A 17,337-nucleotide genomic window follows, 5' to 3' on the forward strand; every position below is an offset into this window, starting at 1 on the left:
GGGAAACCCGGCTCCGCCGGGCACCGGGCTCTGCCCGGACCCGCGCCTCAAACGCCGGCGAGGCTGAATCGTCCCCGGCGGGGCTGAATCGGCGCGGCGGAGCCGGAAGGGGCTGTCGGCGCAGCCGAGTGGCGGGGTCGGGCGTGGGCGCGAAGGGAGGGCGGGGCCGTCGGCTAGGCCACCGGCAGGATGGCGTGGACGCGGTAGCCGCCGCCGTACCGGGGACCGGCGAAGCAGGAGCCGCCCAGCGCGCCCGTGCGCTCGCGCATGCCGAGCAGGCCGTGGCCGCCGCCCGGGTCGGCCGGCCCGGGGGCCTGGTCGCCCGCATCGCCCCCGTCGTCCAGGACCGTCACCTCCACCGAGGGACCGACCCGGACCACGCTCACCTCGGCCCGCGCGCCCGGTCCCGCGTGCTTGCGCACGTTGGTCAGCGCCTCCTGGATCACCCGGTACGCCGCCAGGTCCACCGCCGCCGGCAGCGGCCCCACCGCCGTCCCGTCCAGCTGGACGATGACCTCCACCGGCAGCCCGGCGTGCCGGAAGGTGTCCACCAGTTCGTCCAGGACGCCCAGGCCGGGCGCGGGCTCCGTCGGCGCCTCGGGGTCGCCGGACTGCCGCAGCAGCCCGACCGTGGCCCGCAGTTCGTTCAGCGCCGACCGGCTGGCGTCCCGTACGTGCGCGAGCGCCTCCTTCGCCTGGTCCGGGCGCTTGTCCATGACGTGTGCGGCCACTCCCGCCTGCACGTTGACCAGGGCGATGTGATGGGCCACCACGTCGTGCAGGTCCCGGGCGATCCGCAGCCGCTCCTCGGCGACCCGCCGCCTGGCCTCCTCGTCCCGGGTCCGCTCGGCGCGCTCGGCCCGCTCCCGGATGGCGTCGACGAAGGCCCGCCGGCTGCGCACGGCGTCCCCGGCGGCCGCGGCCATCCCGGTCCAGGCGAAGATCCCGATGTTCTCCTGCGCGTACCAGGGCAGCGGCCCGGCGAGCATGGCCACGCCCGTCAGCCCCGCCATGGTGAGCAGCCCGATCCGCCAGGTCGTCGGCCGGTCGGTGTGGGCGGCCACCGTGTACAGGGCGATCACCGCGCACATGGCGACGGGCGCCCGCGGCTCCCCGGTGGTCAGCTCCAGCAGCGACAGCCCGCAGGTGACGGCGAGCACGGCGCGCGGCTGCCGGCGTCGGAACACCAGGGTCGCCGCGCCGAGCAGCATCAGCAGCAGCGAGAACGGCTCGGGGGTGCGCGTCCCGAAGGTGGGCCCGTGCGGCCCGTGCGGATCGGCGAAGGAGCCGACGACCATGGCGACGAACGCCCCGAAGGCCAGCACGGCATCGGTGGCCAGCGGATGGGCCCGCATCCACTGCCGGGTGGGGGCGAACCGCCCGCGGTCTGTCGTCACCCCGATACGGTACGGCCTCATCCGCCGGCGCCCGCTACGGCGGCGGGCGCCGGCCCAGCGCAGCGCGGGAGCGCACCGGGCCCCAGTACGCCTGCGCCACGCACACCGCCATGACCGCGGCGATGGCGGCCAGGTGCTCCTTGCCCGCCAGGTTGTCCTTGATCAGCACCTCGACGATCATCGCCAGGATCACCAGGGCGCCGGTCAGGTACGCCCGGTAGCGCCAGCAGACGTAGATGGCCAGCCCCACCACCGCCGCCGAGGGCCCCGTGTCGTTGACGACCCGGTCGGACACCGGCAGGCCGAGGGGATGGTCCGCTCCCAGCGCGAGCCCGATCCGCGCGTACGTGGTCCCGGCGAGGGTGGCGACGTAGCCGATCAGCAGCGTGCGCCACCAGCCGATGCAGATCTCGGCGATCCCGAAGACGAGCAGGATCTGTGCGAGCGCCCCCCACACCGGCAGGTCCAGGGCCGGGACGAACAGGGAGAGGGGAGTGCGCAGCAGGGCCAGCCACAGCGGGTCGGCCGCCTTGACCGATCCGAGGTTCTGGACCGGCTGGAAGCCCCAGGGGGTGTTCTGCACGAACTGGAAGACCGCGGTCAGACAGACCGCGCCGATGGCCATCGGGATCGCCCGCCACTTGTGGCGCACGAGCGCGTCCCGGACGGTCCAGAACATGGGCCCCCACTCACGGCGGGCGAACCGCCGTGCCGACGGGGTGTTCCACGCTGTCAACGCCGGGTCTCCAGGTGTCTGCGGTGCAGCCACTTCGGAAGGCCTGGGGCCTCCAGGAAGCCCTCGGCCCGGCCGGCCGCGATACCGATCCGCAGCAGGTCCGAACTCTTCTCGAAGAGCATGAACCGCGGTTCCCAGATCGGCCGGTATTTGGCGTTGGCCCGGTAGAGGGACTCGATCTGCCACCAGCGGGAGAAGAAGCTGAGCAGCGAGCGCCACATCCTCAGCACCGGGCCGGCGCCGAGGCGGGAGCCGCGCTCGAAGACCGACCGGAACATCGCGAAGTTGAGTGAGACCTGGGTGACCCCGATCTCCTTGGAGCGTTCGAGGAGTTCGATGACCATGAACTCCATCAGGCCGTTCTCGGAGTCCCGGTCGCGGCGCATCAGGTCCAGCGACAGGCCCTTGGGGCCCCACGGCACGAAGGACAGCAGGGCCCGCAGATCACCGTTGCCGTCGGTGCACTCCAGCATCATGCACTGGCCGTCGGCAGGATCACCCAGACGGCCCAGTGCCATGGAGAAGCCGCGCTCGGTGGCGCCGTCGCGCCAGTCGTCGGCGCGGCGCACCAGCTCGGCCATCTCGTCGGCCGGGATGTCGCAGTGGCGGCGGATGCGGACCGTGTACCCGGCCCGCTTGACGCGGTTGTAGGCCTGCCGGACGGTCCGCATGGCGCGGCCCTCCAGGGTGAATTCGGCGGTCTCCACGATCGCCTCGTCACCGAGTTCGAGGGCGTCCAGGCCGTGCCGCGCGTAGATCTGCCCGGCTTCCTCGCTCGCGCCGTTCACGGCCGGGATCCAGCCGTGCTCGCGGGCCTCGGCCAGCCACGGCTCGATGGCGCCGGGCCAGGCCTCGGGGTCGCCGATCGGGTCGCCGGAGGCCAGCGAGACACCGCCGACGACGCGGTAGGTGACGGCGGCCTTGCCGGTGGGGGACCAGATGACGGACTTCTCGCGGCGCAGCGCGAAGTAGCCGAGCGAGTCGCGGTCGCCCTGCCGGGCCAGCAGCGCACGCAGCCGCTCCTCGTCCTCCTCGCTGAGCGGGTCGACGGCGCGGCGCGAACGGAAGGCGGCGAACAGCACGGCGAGCAGCAGGAGCATCGACATGACGTTGATGGAGACGTCCACCCAGCCGGGCGGGGTGATCGCCTCGAAGGCCCGGTCGTCGGGCGCCAGGGTGATCAGCCGCATCACGCCGTACTTCCAGCGCTCCGGGAAGGATGCCTCGGCGCTGAGCGGGGAGGTGTTGGTCGCGCCGACGAGCAGGGCCGCGACCAGCGAGGTGAGGAGCAGGCCGATGGCGGCGACGGCCGTGGCGAGCGCCGGGTTGGACCGGTCGCCCCTGGCGTAGAACTCGTGGCGGCCCAGCAGCAGGGCCCCTGTGAAGGCGGCGGTCAGGGCCAGGGAGACCCAGTTCTGCGGGTGTTCGCGGATCTCCTCGTGCGTGGAGAGCGCGTAGGCGAGCAGCAGGGCCAGGAGGCCGCTCAGGACGAGGCTGAGGATCCAGGAGGCCCGCTTGCGGCGGCCGAGGGTGACGGCGAGCAGCAGGGTGAACAGCCCGGAGGCGAAGCCCGCGGTGAGCATGTACGGGGTGTAGAAGTCGTCGGTGTTGTGGCGTCTCACGTCCTGCCCGAGCGAAACCCACACCGCGCTCAGGAAGTTGAGGAAGGTGACGACGCGCAGGTACCACACCGCGAACGCGGCTCCGCGTCGCGAACGGGTGCTCCCCCGGCCGGTCTCCCGGCCGCCCCCCGCCGCCCTGCCGGCGGGGTCGCCGCCGGTCTCTTTCCTGTCGGCTGACGGACCGGTCGCCGGTGGGGCGGTGCGGTCGGTCTCTGCGCTGGTCAAACGGACCTCTCCCATAAAAAGCGATCATATGGGGCGCAGCTGTTCCTGATTGAGCGGTCGGGGGCCACGGCCTGGTCAGGACCGGGGGCCCCGGCGGCTCATTCCGTCGGCTCCTCCGCCGCCCGCTCCGGGAGTTCCGCCGCGAGTGCGGCGGCCGCCTGGACGAGGGGGAGAGCCAGTAGCGCCCCGGTACCTTCACCTACTGTGACGCCGTGATCGAGCACGGGGTTGAGCGCCATTCGGTCAAGTGCCTTCGCCTGGCCCGGCTCGCCGCTCGCCTGTCCGGCCAGCCACCAGTCGGGCGCCCGGAACGCGGCCCGCTGGGCGACCAGCCCGGCCGCGGCCGAAACCACACCATCGAGAATGACCGGAGTGCGGCGCACCGCGCACTGGAGCAGGAAACCGGTGACGGCGGCCACGTCCGCCCCGCCGACCGCGGCCAGCAGCGCCACCTGGTCACCCAGGACCGGGCGGGCCCGGCGCAGCGCGTCGCGGATCGCCGCGCACTTGCGCATCCAGGCCAGGTCGTCGATGGGCAGTCCGCCGCGGCCGGTCACCACCGAGGCGTCCGTTCCGCACAGGGCCGCGACGAGGGTCGCGGCGACGGTGGTCCCGCCGACGCTCAGGTCACCGAGGACGACCAGATCCGTCCCGGAGTCGGCCTCCTCGTCGGCGATCCGCATCCCGAGCCGCACCGCGGCCTCGGCCTCCTCGGCCGTCAGCGCGTCCTCCACGTCGATCCGGCCGCTGCCGCGCCGGACGCGGTGCCCGACCACGTCCGCGGGAAGCAGCCCGGGGTCGCAGTCGAGCCCCGCGTCGACGATCCGTATGGTGGCGCCGAGCCGGCCGGCCAGGATGGATACGGGGCTGGCCCCGTCGAGGACGGCCCGCACCAGTTCGTGGCCGGTGGACGCGGCCCGGGCGGAGACGCCCCCGGCGGCGATCCCGTGGTCGGCGGCGAACAGCACCACGCGGGGGCGTTCGATCGGCTTGACCGGAACCTGCCCCTGCGCGGCGGCGAGCCACTCGGCGAGCTCGTCGAGCCGGCCCAGCGCGCCCTGGGGGACGGCGAGGCGCTCACGGCGGTCCTCGGCATCACGCCGGACGCCCCCGTCGGGGCGCTCGATCAGATCGGAGAAGTCGTCGAGATTCAGCGTGCTCATCTGCCAGAGAGTACAGCCGGTAAGGCCCTCCCTCAGGCCTTGGGCGCACGGTTCCGGCCCGGTCGTACGACGCCGCGTTCCCCTGCTGTTGCCCGGCTCCTCCCCGTCAGTCCTTGAGCACGGTCACCTGGCCCGCGACGACGAGGAGCACGTGCTCGCACTCGCCCGCGACCGCCGCGTTCAGCCGACCCAGTTCGTCGCGGAAGCGGCGGCCCGAGGCGGTCGCCGGGACCACCCCCGAGCCGACCTCGTTGCTGACCAGCACCACCGGACGACGGGTCGCGCGCACGGCCGCCACCAGCTCCGCGGTCCGCTCGCCCAGCCGGTGCTGCCCGCCCCCGGCCCACACCGAGTCGTCCCACGCCCCGGCCCGGTCCATCGCGTCCGTCAGCCACAGCGCCAGACAGTCGATCAGCAGCGGCGGCCCGTCGGCGGCCAGCAGCGGGGCCAGCTCGCACGTCTCCACCGTCCGCCAGCTCCCCGGCCGGCGCTCCCGGTGCAGTCCGACCCGCTGCGCCCATTCCGCGTCCCCGTCGCGGGTGCCGCCGGTGGCCACGTAGACCACCTCGGGGAAGGACTCCAGCCGCCGCTCCGCCTCCACGGACTTCCCGGAGCGGGCCCCTCCCAGCACCAGGGTCCGGCGCGGCAGATCCGGCACCGGGTGGTAATCCCCGACGATCACGGTGGTCCCGTCCGGCACCGCCCGGGCGCCCGCGGCCCCGCAGCGCCGGTCCAGCTCACGGCCCGGCGGGGTGTCGTGGTCCAGGTGGACGGCGATCACGTCCGTGGCCGGGCCGACGGCGCCGCTCGCCCGCAGCCGGGCGAGGGCCTCGGGCCGGCCCAGCACATCGGCGAGGACCACGTCGTACGGGCCCCGGCCGGTCCGGTCGGACGCCCCGGCCGGGGCCCCGCCGGGCGGCAGGTACAGCAGTCGGCCGCCGTCCGGGCCGGTCACCTCGTACCCGGTGCCCGGCGCGTCCATCGGCACGGCCCGCACCCGGTGCCCGGAGATCACCGCGAGCTCCTGCCCGTCCGGCACCCGCCCCGCCGTCGGCAGCCCCGGCGGCAGCTCGACCGCGGGCCCGTCGTGCGGGTGGGTCAGCAGGACCTGCCGCACACCGGCCAGCGAATGCCCGGCCCGGGCACCGGCCAGCACCGCCCCGGGGGTCAGGTCCAGCAGCAGCGCCCCGTCGACGAGGAGGGCCGTGGCGGCGCGGGCCCGCGCGCCGACGGAGACCGCGCAGGCCGCGCAGGGGCAGCCGGGGCGGGGCAGGCCCTCGGGCGTTCCGGTGCCGAGCAGAGTGAGTTCCACAGGATGATCCTCCCGCGTCGCCGAGACTGCTGCGCGCCCGGTTACTCTGCGGGCAGACTGAGGGGCAGGAAGCGTGCGAGCAACGGAGGCGGACATGGCGTGGACGTGGCGGTTCGAGACGGCCGACGGCACCGAGACGAGCCCGTCGGTGGTGCCCGAGGAGTTCACCACGCAGGGCGACGCGGAGTCCTGGGTCGGCGAGTACTGGAAGGACCTGCTGGAAGGCGGAGTCGAGCAGGTGAAGCTGTCCGACGACGGCGGGACCGAGCTCTACACGATGAGCCTGCGCGCCGCCCTCGAAGCCTGAGCAGCGAACGCGAACGAGTACGACGGAGCCGCCGGGTCGTGACCCGGCGGCTCCGTCGTTGCTTCGTCGTTGCGCCGGGCCTCAGCCCCGCACCCCGCACAGGTGCAGCAGCGCGGCCACACCCCGGTAGGGGTCGATCCGGCCCGCCCGGTCCTCGGCGGCCAGCAGGCGCTCCAGCTCCTCGTCGGGCGGCAGTGCCTCGCCCGCCTCGGTGCCGTCGGTGAAGACGCGCACGCCGTACCAGGACTGCAGGGGCGCACCGATCCCCGACAGGGTGGCGGTCAGTCCGGCCAGCCGGTCGGCGCGGACCTCCAGGCCCAGCCTGTTCGTGTAGTCGACGGAGTCGAACGCGGCCAGCGCGCCCTTCCAGTCGCCGTCCAGGCCCGGCCGCATGGCGAGCGCGTCGCCGTTGCGCACGAGCAGGGACAGCAGCCCGCCCGGGGCCAGCATCCGGGCCAGCCCGGCGAGCATGGCGTCCGGCTCGGGCACATACATCAGCACCCCGTGGCACAGCACCACGTCGAAGCTGCCCGGCAGGAAGTGGGCCCCGGTCTCGCGGCCGTCGCCCTCCATGAGGCTGACCCGGTCGCGGATCCCTGCGGGCTCGGCGGCCAGCGCCTCACGGGCGACGGCCAGCATGCCGGGGTCCTGCTCCAGGCCCGTCACCTTGTGCCCGGCGCGGGCGAGGCGCAGCGCCTGGGTGCCCTGGCCCATGCCGACGTCGAGAACGCGCAGCCGCTGCCCCACGGGGAAGCGCTGCGCGATCTGTTCGTCGACCTGTCGGCCCACGAGCTCCTGACGGACCGCGTTGCGCAGTCCGCCCAGGCCCTCGAGCCACAGGCGTGCCCCCTCGGCGAAGCCTTCCCCCGACGCGCCGGGCGTCCCTCCGGTCAGGGCCGTTCCCCGCGCTTGACCTGCGGCTTCGGCAGACGGAGCCGGCGCATCTGGAGAGTGCGCATCAGGCCGTAGGCGATGGCGCCGCGGCGGGGCTCGTCCGGGAAGCGCTGCACGAGGGACTTGCGCAGACGGAACACCAGGCCGATGGAGTCGAGGACGATCAGCACGATCACACCGAGCCACAGCATCAGCGCGATGTTCTGGATCGCCGGCTGCCGCACCATGCTGAGCACCAGGATGACCACTGCCAGGGGCAGGAACATCTCGGCGACCGAGTAGCGGGAGTCCACGTAGTCGCGCACGAACCGGCGGACGGGACCCTTGTCGCGGGTCGGCAGGTAACGCTCGTCGCCATTGGCCAGCGCCTCGCGCTGCTTGGCCATCTCGGTACGGCGACGCTCACGGGCTCGCTTGGCATCCTCCTTGCGGTTGCCGGTCGAGGCCACCACGGCCTTGCGCTGCGACTGGGCCACAGCACGCTTCGGCGTAGGGCGGCCCTTCGGGGCCTGCGGGTCACGGGGCTGCGAGAGGTCGGCGCTCACCTTGTCGGTGGCGGCGGCCTTCTCTTCCTTGGAGGAGCGGCTACCAAACACAAAACCCAAGCCTACGTGGTTGCGGGCATGGGCCCCACCCCGCTGGGGAACGATCCGGCAACGGCGGGCGTCTTCCCATTGCACGGTGCGTGCGGTGGGCCCGTTCTCCTGGGATCACCTACTCCTTACGCCTGATGGGGCGCGGGTGTAGTCGTCCTGGAGGAGGAGCGCATCCGTCCTCGAACAGTGCGGTAATGGAGACAGGGCCCGTACTGTGGGTTCTGTCGGTGACCTGGAGCACAGTCCGTCTAGAAGGGGGCGCGCGAAGCCCATGAGCGGTGTCATGAAGCGTATGGGGATGATCTTCCGCGCGAAGGCGAACAAGGCCCTTGACCGGGCCGAGGACCCGCGCGAAACCCTCGACTACTCGTACCAGAAGCAGCTGGAACTGCTGCAGAAGGTGCGTCGCGGAGTCGCCGACGTGGCGACCTCCCGCAAGCGCCTGGAGCTGCAGCTGAACCAGCTGCAGGGCCAGTCCGCCAAGCTGGAGGACCAGGGCCGCAAGGCCCTCGCCCTCGGGCGCGAGGACCTGGCCCGTGAGGCCCTGTCCCGTCGCGCCTCGCTCCAGCAGCAGGTCAGCGACCTGGAGGTGCAGCACCAGACGCTGCAGGGCGAGGAGGAGAAGCTGACCCTCGCCGCCCAGCGGCTCCAGGCCAAGGTGGACGCCTTCCGGACGAAGAAGGAGACCATCAAGGCCACCTACACGGCGGCCCAGGCGCAGACCCGGATCGCGGAGTCCTTCTCCGGCATCTCCGAGGAGATGAGCGACGTCGGCCTCGCCATCCAGCGGGCCGAGGACAAGACCGCCCAGCTGCAGGCCCGCGCCGGTGCGATCGACGAGCTGCTGGCCTCCGGAGCGCTCGACGACCAGAGCGGGCTGGGCTCCAAGGACGACATCCAGGCCGAGCTGGACCGCCTCTCGGGCGGTACGGACGTGGAGCTGGAGCTCCAGCGCATGAAGGCCGAGCTGGCGGGTGGCCCGTCCGCCCAGCAGCAGGCCATCGAGGGCGGCGCCCAGGGCAACGGCCAGCAGTCGCAGACTCCGCACCGCTTCGACAAGCAGTAGGACGGGGCCCGTCATGATTGTCCGCATCATGGGGGAAGGTCAGGTGGAGCTGGCGGACAGCCACTTCATCGAGCTCAACAAGCTGGACGACGAACTGCTCGCCGAGATGGAGAACGGTGACGAGGAGGGCTTCCGGCGCACGCTGGGCGCGCTGCTCGAAGCCGTACGGCGGCTCGGCGAGCCGCTGCCCGACGATGCGCTGGAGCCGTCCGAGCTGATCCTGCCGGCCCAGGAGGCGACGCTCGAGGAGGTCCGGGAGATGCTCAGCGACGACGGGCTGATCCCGGGCTGACCCCGGGCCGGCCCCGGCACCGACACGACGGCGGGCCCTCCCCTTCCCGGGGGAGGGCCCGCCGTCGTTCTCAGTGCGGCGGAGGCTTCTCCAGGGAGACGGTGTGGTCCGGGTCGGGGGTCCCGCCGATGAAGTTCTCGAACCTGCGGCGGGGCCGTGCCCAGCGCCGGTCGTGGTGGAAGGCGCGCAGTCCCGCCCTGGCCCGGGCCCGCGGGCGGTTCGCGTAGAACCTCTTCGCGTACGGGGACCCGGGCCGGGCCAGCCGGATCGCGCCGACCAGCGCGAGGAAGGGGACGACCAGGCCGAAGAGGGCGGTGCGCGCCTTGCCCTTCCACAGGGCGATCAGGGCCAGGAAGAAGTTGGTGGCCGCGTTCATGACGACCAGGCCGCGGCTCTGGCGCTCCTCGGCGGACAGGTCGTTCACCCCGAAGGGCACGAATCCGCCCAGGACCAGGGCCACCAGGGCGGCCGTCACGACGACGATCTCCACGCTCTTGCGGCCCTGCTCGCTCCAGTAGACGTCGTCGAGGTGCAGGATCAGCGCGAACTCGTCCAGGACCAGGCCCGCGCCCAGACCGAAGATCACGGCCGAGAGCACCGCTCCGAAGCCGTACCGGCCGCTGCCGACCGCACCGAAGCCGCCGATGATCACGAGGATCACGCCCGGCACCACGTGGTGGATGTGCAGACCGCCCGGGGTGACGTTCTTGAAGGGGCCCCGGCCGGCCCGGATCAGTCGGGTGATCACACGGGTGACCAGGAACGACATCACGAAGGAGAGCAGCGCGAGCAGGAGGGGCAGCTTCCCCGGTTCGATGATATTCCGATACCACCAGTGACCCATCCCACTGACTCCCTATTTGGAACGTAATGGGTAATTTACCGCTCACGCAGAGCGGGTACCGTTCCCGCCGATGACAGATTCGTTCGACGGCCCGCCCCCGATGCCGCCCCAGGAACGCGCCTCGTTCCTCGACGGCGTCCGTTTCGCGTTCGGCACCCTCACCGTGCTGCCCGCCCGCATCACCCGCTGGGACCGCCCCGCCGCCCGCACCGGAATGGCCTGCGCCCCGCTCGCCGGGCTGGTCGTGGGCCTGCTCGCGGCCGTACCCGGAGTGCTCCTGCTGCTGCTCGGCGGGGGTCCGCTGCTGGCCGCGACCCTCACCGTCGCCGTACCGGCCGCGCTGACCCGGGGACTGCACCTCGACGGACTCGCCGACACGGCGGACGGCCTGGGCAGCGCCAAACCCGCCGGCGAGGCCCTGCGGATCATGAAGCAGTCCGACATCGGCCCCTTCGGTGTCGTGACGCTGGTGATCGTGCTGCTGATGCAGGTGGCCGCCCTGTCCGAGATCTACGCCGACAGCTGGAACCGCGGGGCCCTCGCCGTCGTGGTCGCCGCCGTGGCGGCCCGCCTCGCCATGACCCTGGCCTGCCGCGAAGGCGTCCCGGCTGCCCGCCCCGAGGGGCTCGGCGCCGCAGTGGCCGGGGTGGTCCCGTACCGCGCCGCCGCCGCGATCACCGTTCTCACCGTCCTGGCGGCCGCGGCCGCCGCCCTCCCGATGGGCCTGCCGGCCGCCGGCCGGCAGGCGTTGGCCGTCCTGGCCGCCCTGCTCGCCGCGCAGCTGCTGCTCCGCCGCTGCGTACGCCGCTTCGACGGGGTCACCGGCGACGTGTTCGGCGCCCTGGCCGAGGTCGCGGCGACCACCGCGCTGATCGTCCTCGCCCTGGGCTGAGCGGGCCGACGGCGGCCCCGCGTACCCTCACCCCGTGGACCACACTGCGACGGACCTGCCCTCCGCCGCACCCGTCAGGGTGCTGCTCGCCGACGACCAGGCGCTGCTGCGCAGCGCCTTCAAGGTGCTCGTCGACTCGGAGCCCGACATGGAGGTCGTCGGGGAAGCCTCCGACGGCGCGCAGGCCGTCGAACTCGCCCGCCGGACCCGCCCCGACGTCGTCCTCATGGACATCCGGATGCCCGGCACCGACGGGCTCGCCGCCACCCGGATGATCAGCGCGGACCCGGAACTCGCCGCCGTGCGCGTGGTGATGCTGACGACCTTCGAGGTCGACGAGTACGTGGTCTCGGCCCTGCGGGCCGGCGCCTCCGGCTTCCTCGGCAAGGGTGCCGAGCCCGAGGAACTGCTCAACGCCATCCGCGTCGCCGCGGCCGGTGAGGCGCTGCTCTCCCCGGCCGCCACCAAGGGGCTCATCGCCACCTTCCTCGCCCAGGGCGGCGGCGCCGACCCGGCCGCCGCCGGAGCCTCGGCCGGGGCGCACGCGCAGCGGCTCGCCGCGCTGACCGTCCGGGAGCGCGAGGTCCTCGTACACGTCGCGGCGGGGCTGTCCAACGACGGGATCGCCGGACGGCTGGAGGTCAGCCCGCTGACGGTCAAGACCCACGTGAACCGGGCCATGGCCAAGCTCGGCGCCCGCGACCGGGCCCAATTGGTGGTAATCGCCTACGAATCGGGACTGGTGCGACCGCGCGCGGAGTAGCGCCGCAGTAGTACGCATACTGCGGACGCGGTATGCCGCACATAAGGACGGCACCTGCGAGCGACGAAACGGGCCACCCCGATGGGACAGGGTGGGAGTGCCCTCGGTTCGTCACTGCAGAGAGATCCCATACCCATGTCCTGGCTGTCCCGCTTCAGCCTCACCCAAAGGGCTCTGGTCGGCCTCGTGTCGATCGTCGCGCTGCTCTTCGGCGCCATAGCCATCCCGCAGCTCAAGCAGCAGCTGCTGCCCTCCATCGAATTGCCGATGGTGTCCGTGCTCGCGCCGTACCAGGGCGCCTCTCCCGACGTGGTGGAGAAGCAGGTCGTCGAACCGATCGAGGCCATGCTCAAGGGCGTCGACGGCATCACCGGCATCACCTCCACCGCCAGCGAGGGCAACGCCCTCATCATGGCCACCTTCGACTACGGCGACAGCGGCACCAAGCAGCTCGTCGCCGACGTCCAGCAGGCCGTCAACCGGGCCCGCGTCCGGCTGCCCGCCGAGGTGGACCCGCAGGTGGTGGCCGGTTCCACCGACGACATCCCGACGGTCATCCTGGCCGTCACCTCCGACAAGGACCAGCAGGCGCTGGCCGACCAGCTGGAACGTTCCGTCGTCCCCGTCCTGTCGGACATCGAGGGCGTCGGCCAGGTCACCGTCGACGGCGTCCAGGACCTCCAGGTCACCATCACCCCCGACGACGCCAAGCTCGCGGCCGCCGGCCTCGACGGCGGCGCACTCGCCAAGGGCCTCCAGGCGGGCGGCGCGGCCGTCCCCGCCGGCTCCTTCGACGAGGCCGGCAAGAACCGGACCGTCCGTGTGGGCTCCGGCTTCACCTCCCTCGCCCAGCTCGAGGAACTGCGCCTGACCCCCGGCCCGGGCAAGCCGGCCGTCCGCCTCGGCGACGTCGCCACCGTGAAGCAGGAGCCGGCCAGGGCCGACTCCATCACCCGGACCAACGGCAAGCCCAGCCTCGCCCTCGTCCTCACCATGGACAAGGACGGCAGCGCCGTCGCCATCTCCGACGCGGTCAAGGACAAGCTGCCCGAGCTGCGCTCCACGCTCGGCGCCGGCGCCGACCTGACCGTCGTCAGCGACCAGGGCCCGGCCGTCGCCAAGTCCATCTCCAGCCTCACCACCGAGGGCCTGCTCGGCCTGCTCTTCGCGGTGATCGTGATCCTGGTCTTCCTGGCCTCGCTGCGCTCGACGCTGGTCACCGCGGTCTCCATCCCGCTGTCCGTGGTCCTCGCGCTCATCGTGCTGTGGACCCGCGACCTGTCGCTCAACATGCTGACCCTGGGCGCCCTCACCATCGCCATCGGCCGCGTGGTCGACGACTCGATCGTGGTCCTGGAGAACATCAAGCGCCACCTCGGCTACGGCGAGGAGCGCGAGGCCGCCATCATCACCGCGGTCAAGGAGGTCGCCGGCGCGGTCACCTCCTCCACCCTCACCACCGTCGCCGTCTTCCTGCCCATCGGCCTCACCGGCGGCATGATCGGCGAGCTCTTCGGCTCGTTCTCGCTCACCGTCACGGCGGCCCTGCTGGCCTCGCTGCTCGTCTCGCTGACGGTCGTCCCGGTGCTCTCGTACTGGTTCCTGAGCGCGCCCAAGGGCGTCGAGCCCGGGAACGCCGAGAGCGCGGCGAAGGCCCGCCGCGAGGCGGAGGAGAAGGAGGCGCGCAGCCGCCTCCAGCTCTTCTACGTCCGCGTCCTCGGCTTCGCCACCCGGCGCCGGCTGACCAGTGTGGCCATCGCGGTGGTCGTCCTCGTCGGCACCCTCGGGATGACCCCGATGCTGAAGACCAACTTCTTCGACCCGGGCGAGCAGGAGGTCCTGACGGTCAAGCAGGAACTCGCGCCCGGCACCTCGCTGGCCGCCTCCGACGAGGCGAGCCGCAAGATCGAGAAGGTGCTGGCCGAGGTCGACGGCGTCAAGAGCTACCAGGTCACCGTCGGCTCCTCCGGCTTCCTCGCGGCCTTCGGCGGCGGCACGGGCTCCAACCAGGCCTCCTACCAGGTCTCGCTGAAGGACGCGGGCGAGGGCGACGCCGTCAAGAAGCGGATCGAGGACCGGCTCGCCGCACTCGACGGCATCGGCGACACCCGGATCACCGCGGGCGACGCCTTCGGCAGCCAGAACCTCAGCGTGGTCGTCAAGGCCGGCAGCGGCGAGGTCCTCACCAAGGCCACCGAGCAGGTCCGCGCCGAGGTGGCGAAGCTCGAGAACGTCGCCGACGTGCAGAGCGACCTGTCCCAGTCGGTGCCCCGCATCTCCGTGACCGCCACCCCCAAGGCGGCGGACGCGGGCCTGGACCAGGCCATGCTCGGCGCCGTCGTCGCCCAGGCCGTACGGGGCAACCCGGCGGGCAAGGCCGTGCTCGACGACACCGAGCGGGACATCGTCATCAGGTCCGCGCAGCCGGCCACCACCCTGGCCGAACTGCAGGCGCTCCCGGTCGGCCCGGTCAGGCTCGGTGACATCGCCGAGGTCAAGGAGGTCCCCGGCCCCGTCGCGATGACCCGGATCGACGGCGCCCGCGCCGCCACCGTCACCGCGCGGCCGCTCGGCGAGAACACCGGCGCGGTCAGCGCCGAGCTCCAGACCAAGCTCAAGGCCCTGAAGCTGCCGGAGGGCGCCACGGCCTCCATCGGCGGCGTCTCCGAGGACCAGGACGAGGCCTTCGGCTCGCTCGGCCTGGCCATGCTCGCGGCCATCGCGATCGTGTTCATGCTGCTGGTCACGACCTTCCGCTCGCTGGTCCAGCCGCTGATCCTGCTGGTCTCCATCCCGTTCGCGGCGACCGGCGCACTCGGCCTGCTGCTGATCACCGGCACCCCGATGGGCGTCCCGGCGATGATCGGCATGCTGATGCTCATCGGCATCGTCGTGACGAACGCGATCGTCCTGATCGACCTCGTCAACCAGTACCGCGCCCAGGGCCTGGGCGTCGTCGAAGCGGTCATCGAGGGCGGCCGGCACCGGCTGCGCCCGATCCTGATGACGGCCCTGGCGACGATCTTCGCGCTGCTCCCGATGGCGCTGGGCGTCACGGGCGAGGGCGGCTTCATCTCGCAGCCGCTCGCGGTCGTGGTGATCGGCGGCCTGGTCAGCTCCACCCTGCTGACGCTGCTGCTGGTGCCGACCCTCTACACGATGGTCGAGCTCCGCAAGGAGCGCCGCCGGGCGAAGAAGACGGCCCGCCTGACGGTGGTCCCGGCTCCTTCCGCCGCGGAGGAAGAGGTCCCGGCCAAGGCCTGACCCGTGGCGCGACAAGCCGAAGGGCCGCCCCTCGACACGAGGGGCGGCCCTTCGGGCGTACGGGGGAGGGGCGGGGCTACGGGAGCGCCAGCATCCGCTCCAGCGCGAGCTTCGCGAAGCTCTCCGTCTCCTTGTCGACCTGGATCTGGTTGACGAGGTTGCCCTCCGCCAGGGACTCCAGGGTCCACACCAGGTGCGGGAGGTCGATGCGGTTCATCGTCGAGCAGAAGCAGACCGTCTTGTCGAGGAAGACGACCTCCTTGTCCTCCGCGGCAAATCGATTCGCCAGACGGCGGACCAGGTTCAGCTCGGTGCCGATGGCCCACTTGGAGCCGGCCGGAGCCGCCTCCAGCGCCTTGATGATGTACTCCGTCGAGCCGACGTAGTCCGCGGCCGCCACGACCTCGTGCTTGCACTCGGGGTGGACCAGGACGTTCACGCCGGGGATCCGGGCGCGGACGTCGTTGACCGAGTCGACCGAGAAGCGCCCGTGCACCGAGCAGTGCCCGCGCCACAGGATCATCTTGGCGTTCCGCAGCTGCTCGGCCGTCAGGCCGCCGTTCGGCTTGTGCGGGTTGTAGAGCACGCAGTCGTCCAGGGACATGCCCATGTCGCGGACGGCGGTGTTGCGGCCCAGGTGCTGGTCCGGGAGGAACAGGATCTTCTCGCCCTGCTCGAACGCCCACTCCAGGGCCTTCTTGGCGTTGGACGACGTACAGATCGTGCCGCCGTGCTTGCCGGTGAAGGCCTTGATGTCGGCGGAGGAGTTCATGTACGAGACGGGCACCGTGACATCGGCGACACCGGCCTCGGTCAGCACGTCCCAGCACTCCGCGACCTGCTCGGCGGTGGCCATGTCGGCCATCGAGCAGCCGGCCGCCAGGTCCGGCAGGACCACCTTCTGGTCGTCCGAGGTCAGGATGTCCGCGGACTCGGCCATGAAGTGCACGCCGCAGAAGACGATGTACTCGGCCTCGGGCTTGGCGGCCGCGTCCTTGGCCAGCTTGAAGGAGTCGCCGGTGACGTCCGCGAACTCGATGACCTCGTCACGCTGGTAGTGGTGGCCCAGGATGAAGACCTTGTCCCCGAGCTTCTCCTTGGCCGCGCGGGCACGCTCCACGAGGTTCGGGTCGGACGGCGACGGCAGGTCGCCGGGACACTCCACCCCGCGCTCGCTCCTGGGGTCGGCCTCACGGCCGAGCAGCAGCAGGGCAAGGGGCGTCGGCTGGACGTCCAAAGGCTGGGCGGTGGTCACGACACGCACCCTTTCTGTTCTGCGACAAGGGACTTCTGGATCATCGCTTCGACTTCTCGTCTACTTGACGCTATCTATCATAACCGCTTCACGTCAGTTTGACGATGCCAATAGTGTCAATGTGACGCATCAGCCCACGATTCGCGGGGTCCGTCCCCGCGCGCGGTGTGCGAGCATGGAATATCTGAAACAAGCGTCGGGTCCCGGAATGAATCCGCGGTCCCGCTCGTTGCCACCGACGGCAAGAGTCCGACGTTTCCTCGCCTCCGGCGGGGAGCCGCCCACTTCGGGAGTGAATGCAGATGTCCGTACAGGACGACAAGACCACCGTGAGCGACGGCATCCTCCTGTCCGACGCCGCCGCCGAAAAGGTCAGGACCCTGCTGGAGCAGGAAGGCCGCGATGACCTGGCGCTCCGCGTCGCCGTCCAGCCCGGTGGCTGCTCCGGCCTGCGCTACCAGCTCTTCTTCGACGAGCGCTCCCTCGACGGCGACGTCGTGAAGGACTTCGACGGTGTGAAGGTCGTCACGGACCGGATGAGCTCCCCGTACCTCCACGGCGCCTCCATCGACTTCGTCGACACCATCGAGAAGCAGGGCTTCACGATCGACAACCCCAACGCCACGGGCTCCTGCGCCTGCGGCGACTCGTTCAGCTAAGCCTGAACCGCGCACGACGAGGGCCCGCCTCCGGTCGATCCGACCGGAGG

16 protein-coding genes are annotated in these 17,337 nt (G+C 72.0%); 7 read left to right on the forward strand and 9 right to left on the reverse strand.

Going from position 1 to position 17,337, the window contains the following annotated elements; all coding sequences use genetic code 11:
* Positions 1 to 173 precede the first annotated feature (173 nt).
* The 5 genes from ACWGE1_RS32360 to ACWGE1_RS32380 all read right to left on the reverse strand — a co-directional run bounded on the left by ACWGE1_RS32360 (position 174) and on the right by ACWGE1_RS32380 (position 6,455).
* A complete protein-coding gene (locus ACWGE1_RS32360) occupies positions 174 to 1,418 on the reverse strand; it encodes a sensor histidine kinase (RefSeq protein ID WP_453424014.1) in 1,245 nt (414 codons plus the stop codon).
* A 13-nt stretch (positions 1,419 to 1,431) separates the two neighbouring features.
* Positions 1,432 to 2,076, reverse strand: coding sequence for a hypothetical protein (locus tag ACWGE1_RS32365; RefSeq protein ID WP_453424015.1), 645 nt, complete (start codon positions 2,074 to 2,076; stop codon positions 1,432 to 1,434).
* A 53-nt stretch (positions 2,077 to 2,129) separates the two neighbouring features.
* Positions 2,130 to 3,995, reverse strand: a complete 1,866-nt coding sequence (locus ACWGE1_RS32370) for a phosphatidylglycerol lysyltransferase domain-containing protein (protein ID WP_453424016.1) — start codon at positions 3,993 to 3,995, stop codon at positions 2,130 to 2,132.
* A gap of 83 nt (positions 3,996 to 4,078) precedes the next feature.
* A complete protein-coding gene (gene cobT, locus ACWGE1_RS32375) occupies positions 4,079 to 5,143 on the reverse strand; it encodes a nicotinate-nucleotide--dimethylbenzimidazole phosphoribosyltransferase (protein ID WP_453424017.1) in 1,065 nt (354 codons plus the stop codon).
* A gap of 106 nt (positions 5,144 to 5,249) precedes the next feature.
* On the reverse strand, positions 5,250 to 6,455 hold the full coding sequence (locus tag ACWGE1_RS32380) for a bifunctional adenosylcobinamide kinase/adenosylcobinamide-phosphate guanylyltransferase (RefSeq protein ID WP_453424018.1): 1,206 nt from the start codon (positions 6,453 to 6,455) through the stop codon (positions 5,250 to 5,252).
* Positions 6,456 to 6,549: 94 nt separating this feature from the next.
* Between ACWGE1_RS32380 and ACWGE1_RS32385 the strand changes: the two genes are divergently transcribed.
* Positions 6,550 to 6,762, forward strand: coding sequence for a hypothetical protein (locus tag ACWGE1_RS32385; RefSeq protein ID WP_453424019.1), 213 nt, complete (start codon positions 6,550 to 6,552; stop codon positions 6,760 to 6,762).
* A gap of 81 nt (positions 6,763 to 6,843) precedes the next feature.
* On the opposite strand, the gene ACWGE1_RS32390 is transcribed toward ACWGE1_RS32385, so the two are convergent.
* Together ACWGE1_RS32390 and ACWGE1_RS32395 are read right to left on the reverse strand one after the other, a co-directional pair.
* Positions 6,844 to 7,602 carry a class I SAM-dependent methyltransferase gene (locus ACWGE1_RS32390; RefSeq protein WP_453424026.1) on the reverse strand — a complete coding sequence of 253 codons (759 nt, stop codon included), beginning with the start codon at positions 7,600 to 7,602 and terminating at the stop codon, positions 6,844 to 6,846.
* 50 nt (positions 7,603 to 7,652) lie between these two features.
* On the reverse strand, positions 7,653 to 8,261 hold the full coding sequence (locus ACWGE1_RS32395; RefSeq protein ID WP_453424020.1) for a DUF3043 domain-containing protein: 609 nt from the start codon (positions 8,259 to 8,261) through the stop codon (positions 7,653 to 7,655).
* Positions 8,262 to 8,523: 262 nt separating this feature from the next.
* Between ACWGE1_RS32395 and ACWGE1_RS32400 the strand changes: the two genes are divergently transcribed.
* Both ACWGE1_RS32400 and pspAA read left to right on the forward strand, forming a co-directional pair.
* Entirely contained in the window at positions 8,524 to 9,318 is a 795-nt protein-coding gene (locus ACWGE1_RS32400) for a PspA/IM30 family protein (RefSeq protein ID WP_189963640.1), read from the forward strand.
* Positions 9,319 to 9,331: 13 nt separating this feature from the next.
* Positions 9,332 to 9,610 carry a PspA-associated protein PspAA gene (pspAA, locus tag ACWGE1_RS32405; RefSeq protein WP_453424021.1) on the forward strand — a complete coding sequence of 93 codons (279 nt, stop codon included), beginning with the start codon at positions 9,332 to 9,334 and terminating at the stop codon, positions 9,608 to 9,610.
* 70 nt (positions 9,611 to 9,680) lie between these two features.
* Here pspAA and ACWGE1_RS32410 read toward each other — a convergent pair whose 3' ends face one another.
* Positions 9,681 to 10,454: a hypothetical protein gene (locus ACWGE1_RS32410; RefSeq protein WP_453424022.1), complete on the reverse strand. Its 774-nt coding sequence runs from the start codon at positions 10,452 to 10,454 to the stop codon at positions 9,681 to 9,683.
* A 100-nt stretch (positions 10,455 to 10,554) separates the two neighbouring features.
* On the opposite strand from ACWGE1_RS32410, the gene cobS reads away from it, so the two are divergent.
* From cobS to ACWGE1_RS32425, 3 genes are all read left to right on the forward strand, one after another.
* Positions 10,555 to 11,346, forward strand: coding sequence for an adenosylcobinamide-GDP ribazoletransferase (gene cobS, locus ACWGE1_RS32415; protein WP_453424027.1), 792 nt, complete (start codon positions 10,555 to 10,557; stop codon positions 11,344 to 11,346).
* A gap of 34 nt (positions 11,347 to 11,380) precedes the next feature.
* A complete protein-coding gene (locus ACWGE1_RS32420; protein ID WP_453424023.1) occupies positions 11,381 to 12,109 on the forward strand; it encodes a response regulator in 729 nt (242 codons plus the stop codon).
* A gap of 135 nt (positions 12,110 to 12,244) precedes the next feature.
* Positions 12,245 to 15,373, forward strand: a complete 3,129-nt coding sequence (locus tag ACWGE1_RS32425; RefSeq protein WP_453424024.1) for an efflux RND transporter permease subunit — start codon at positions 12,245 to 12,247, stop codon at positions 15,371 to 15,373.
* A 76-nt stretch (positions 15,374 to 15,449) separates the two neighbouring features.
* Here ACWGE1_RS32425 and nadA read toward each other — a convergent pair whose 3' ends face one another.
* The gene (gene nadA, locus ACWGE1_RS32430) at positions 15,450 to 16,637 is read right to left on the reverse strand and encodes a quinolinate synthase NadA (RefSeq protein WP_453424025.1); all 1,188 of its coding nucleotides are present in this window, start codon (positions 16,635 to 16,637) and stop codon (positions 15,450 to 15,452) included.
* Between the two features lie 293 nt (positions 16,638 to 16,930).
* Here nadA and erpA point away from each other — a divergent pair, with 293 nt between their 5' ends.
* The gene (gene erpA, locus ACWGE1_RS32435; RefSeq protein WP_030010511.1) at positions 16,931 to 17,287 is read left to right on the forward strand and encodes an iron-sulfur cluster insertion protein ErpA; all 357 of its coding nucleotides are present in this window, start codon (positions 16,931 to 16,933) and stop codon (positions 17,285 to 17,287) included.
* Positions 17,288 to 17,337: the final 50 nt, after the last annotated feature.

The organism is Streptomyces sp. NPDC054932 (assembly GCF_053610205.1).

Bases quoted from the DNA above. Each gene is read 5' to 3' on its own strand.
- ACWGE1_RS32360 (WP_453424014.1), bottom strand. From the start codon at position 1,418: ATGAGGCCGTACCGTATCGGGGTGACGACAGACCGCGGGCGGTTCGCC.
- ACWGE1_RS32365 (WP_453424015.1), bottom strand. From the start codon at position 2,076: ATGTTCTGGACCGTCCGGGACGCGCTCGTGCGCCACAAGTGGCGGGCG.
- ACWGE1_RS32370 (WP_453424016.1), bottom strand. From the start codon at position 3,995: ATGGGAGAGGTCCGTTTGACCAGCGCAGAGACCGACCGCACCGCCCCA.
- cobT (WP_453424017.1), bottom strand. From the start codon at position 5,143: ATGAGCACGCTGAATCTCGACGACTTCTCCGATCTGATCGAGCGCCCC.
- ACWGE1_RS32385 (WP_453424019.1), top strand. From the start codon at position 6,550: ATGGCGTGGACGTGGCGGTTCGAGACGGCCGACGGCACCGAGACGAGC.
- ACWGE1_RS32400 (WP_189963640.1), top strand. From the start codon at position 8,524: ATGAGCGGTGTCATGAAGCGTATGGGGATGATCTTCCGCGCGAAGGCG.
- pspAA (WP_453424021.1), top strand. From the start codon at position 9,332: ATGATTGTCCGCATCATGGGGGAAGGTCAGGTGGAGCTGGCGGACAGC.
- ACWGE1_RS32410 (WP_453424022.1), bottom strand. From the start codon at position 10,454: ATGGGTCACTGGTGGTATCGGAATATCATCGAACCGGGGAAGCTGCCC.
- cobS (WP_453424027.1), top strand. From the start codon at position 10,555: ATGCCGCCCCAGGAACGCGCCTCGTTCCTCGACGGCGTCCGTTTCGCG.
- ACWGE1_RS32425 (WP_453424024.1), top strand. From the start codon at position 12,245: ATGTCCTGGCTGTCCCGCTTCAGCCTCACCCAAAGGGCTCTGGTCGGC.
- erpA (WP_030010511.1), top strand. From the start codon at position 16,931: ATGTCCGTACAGGACGACAAGACCACCGTGAGCGACGGCATCCTCCTG.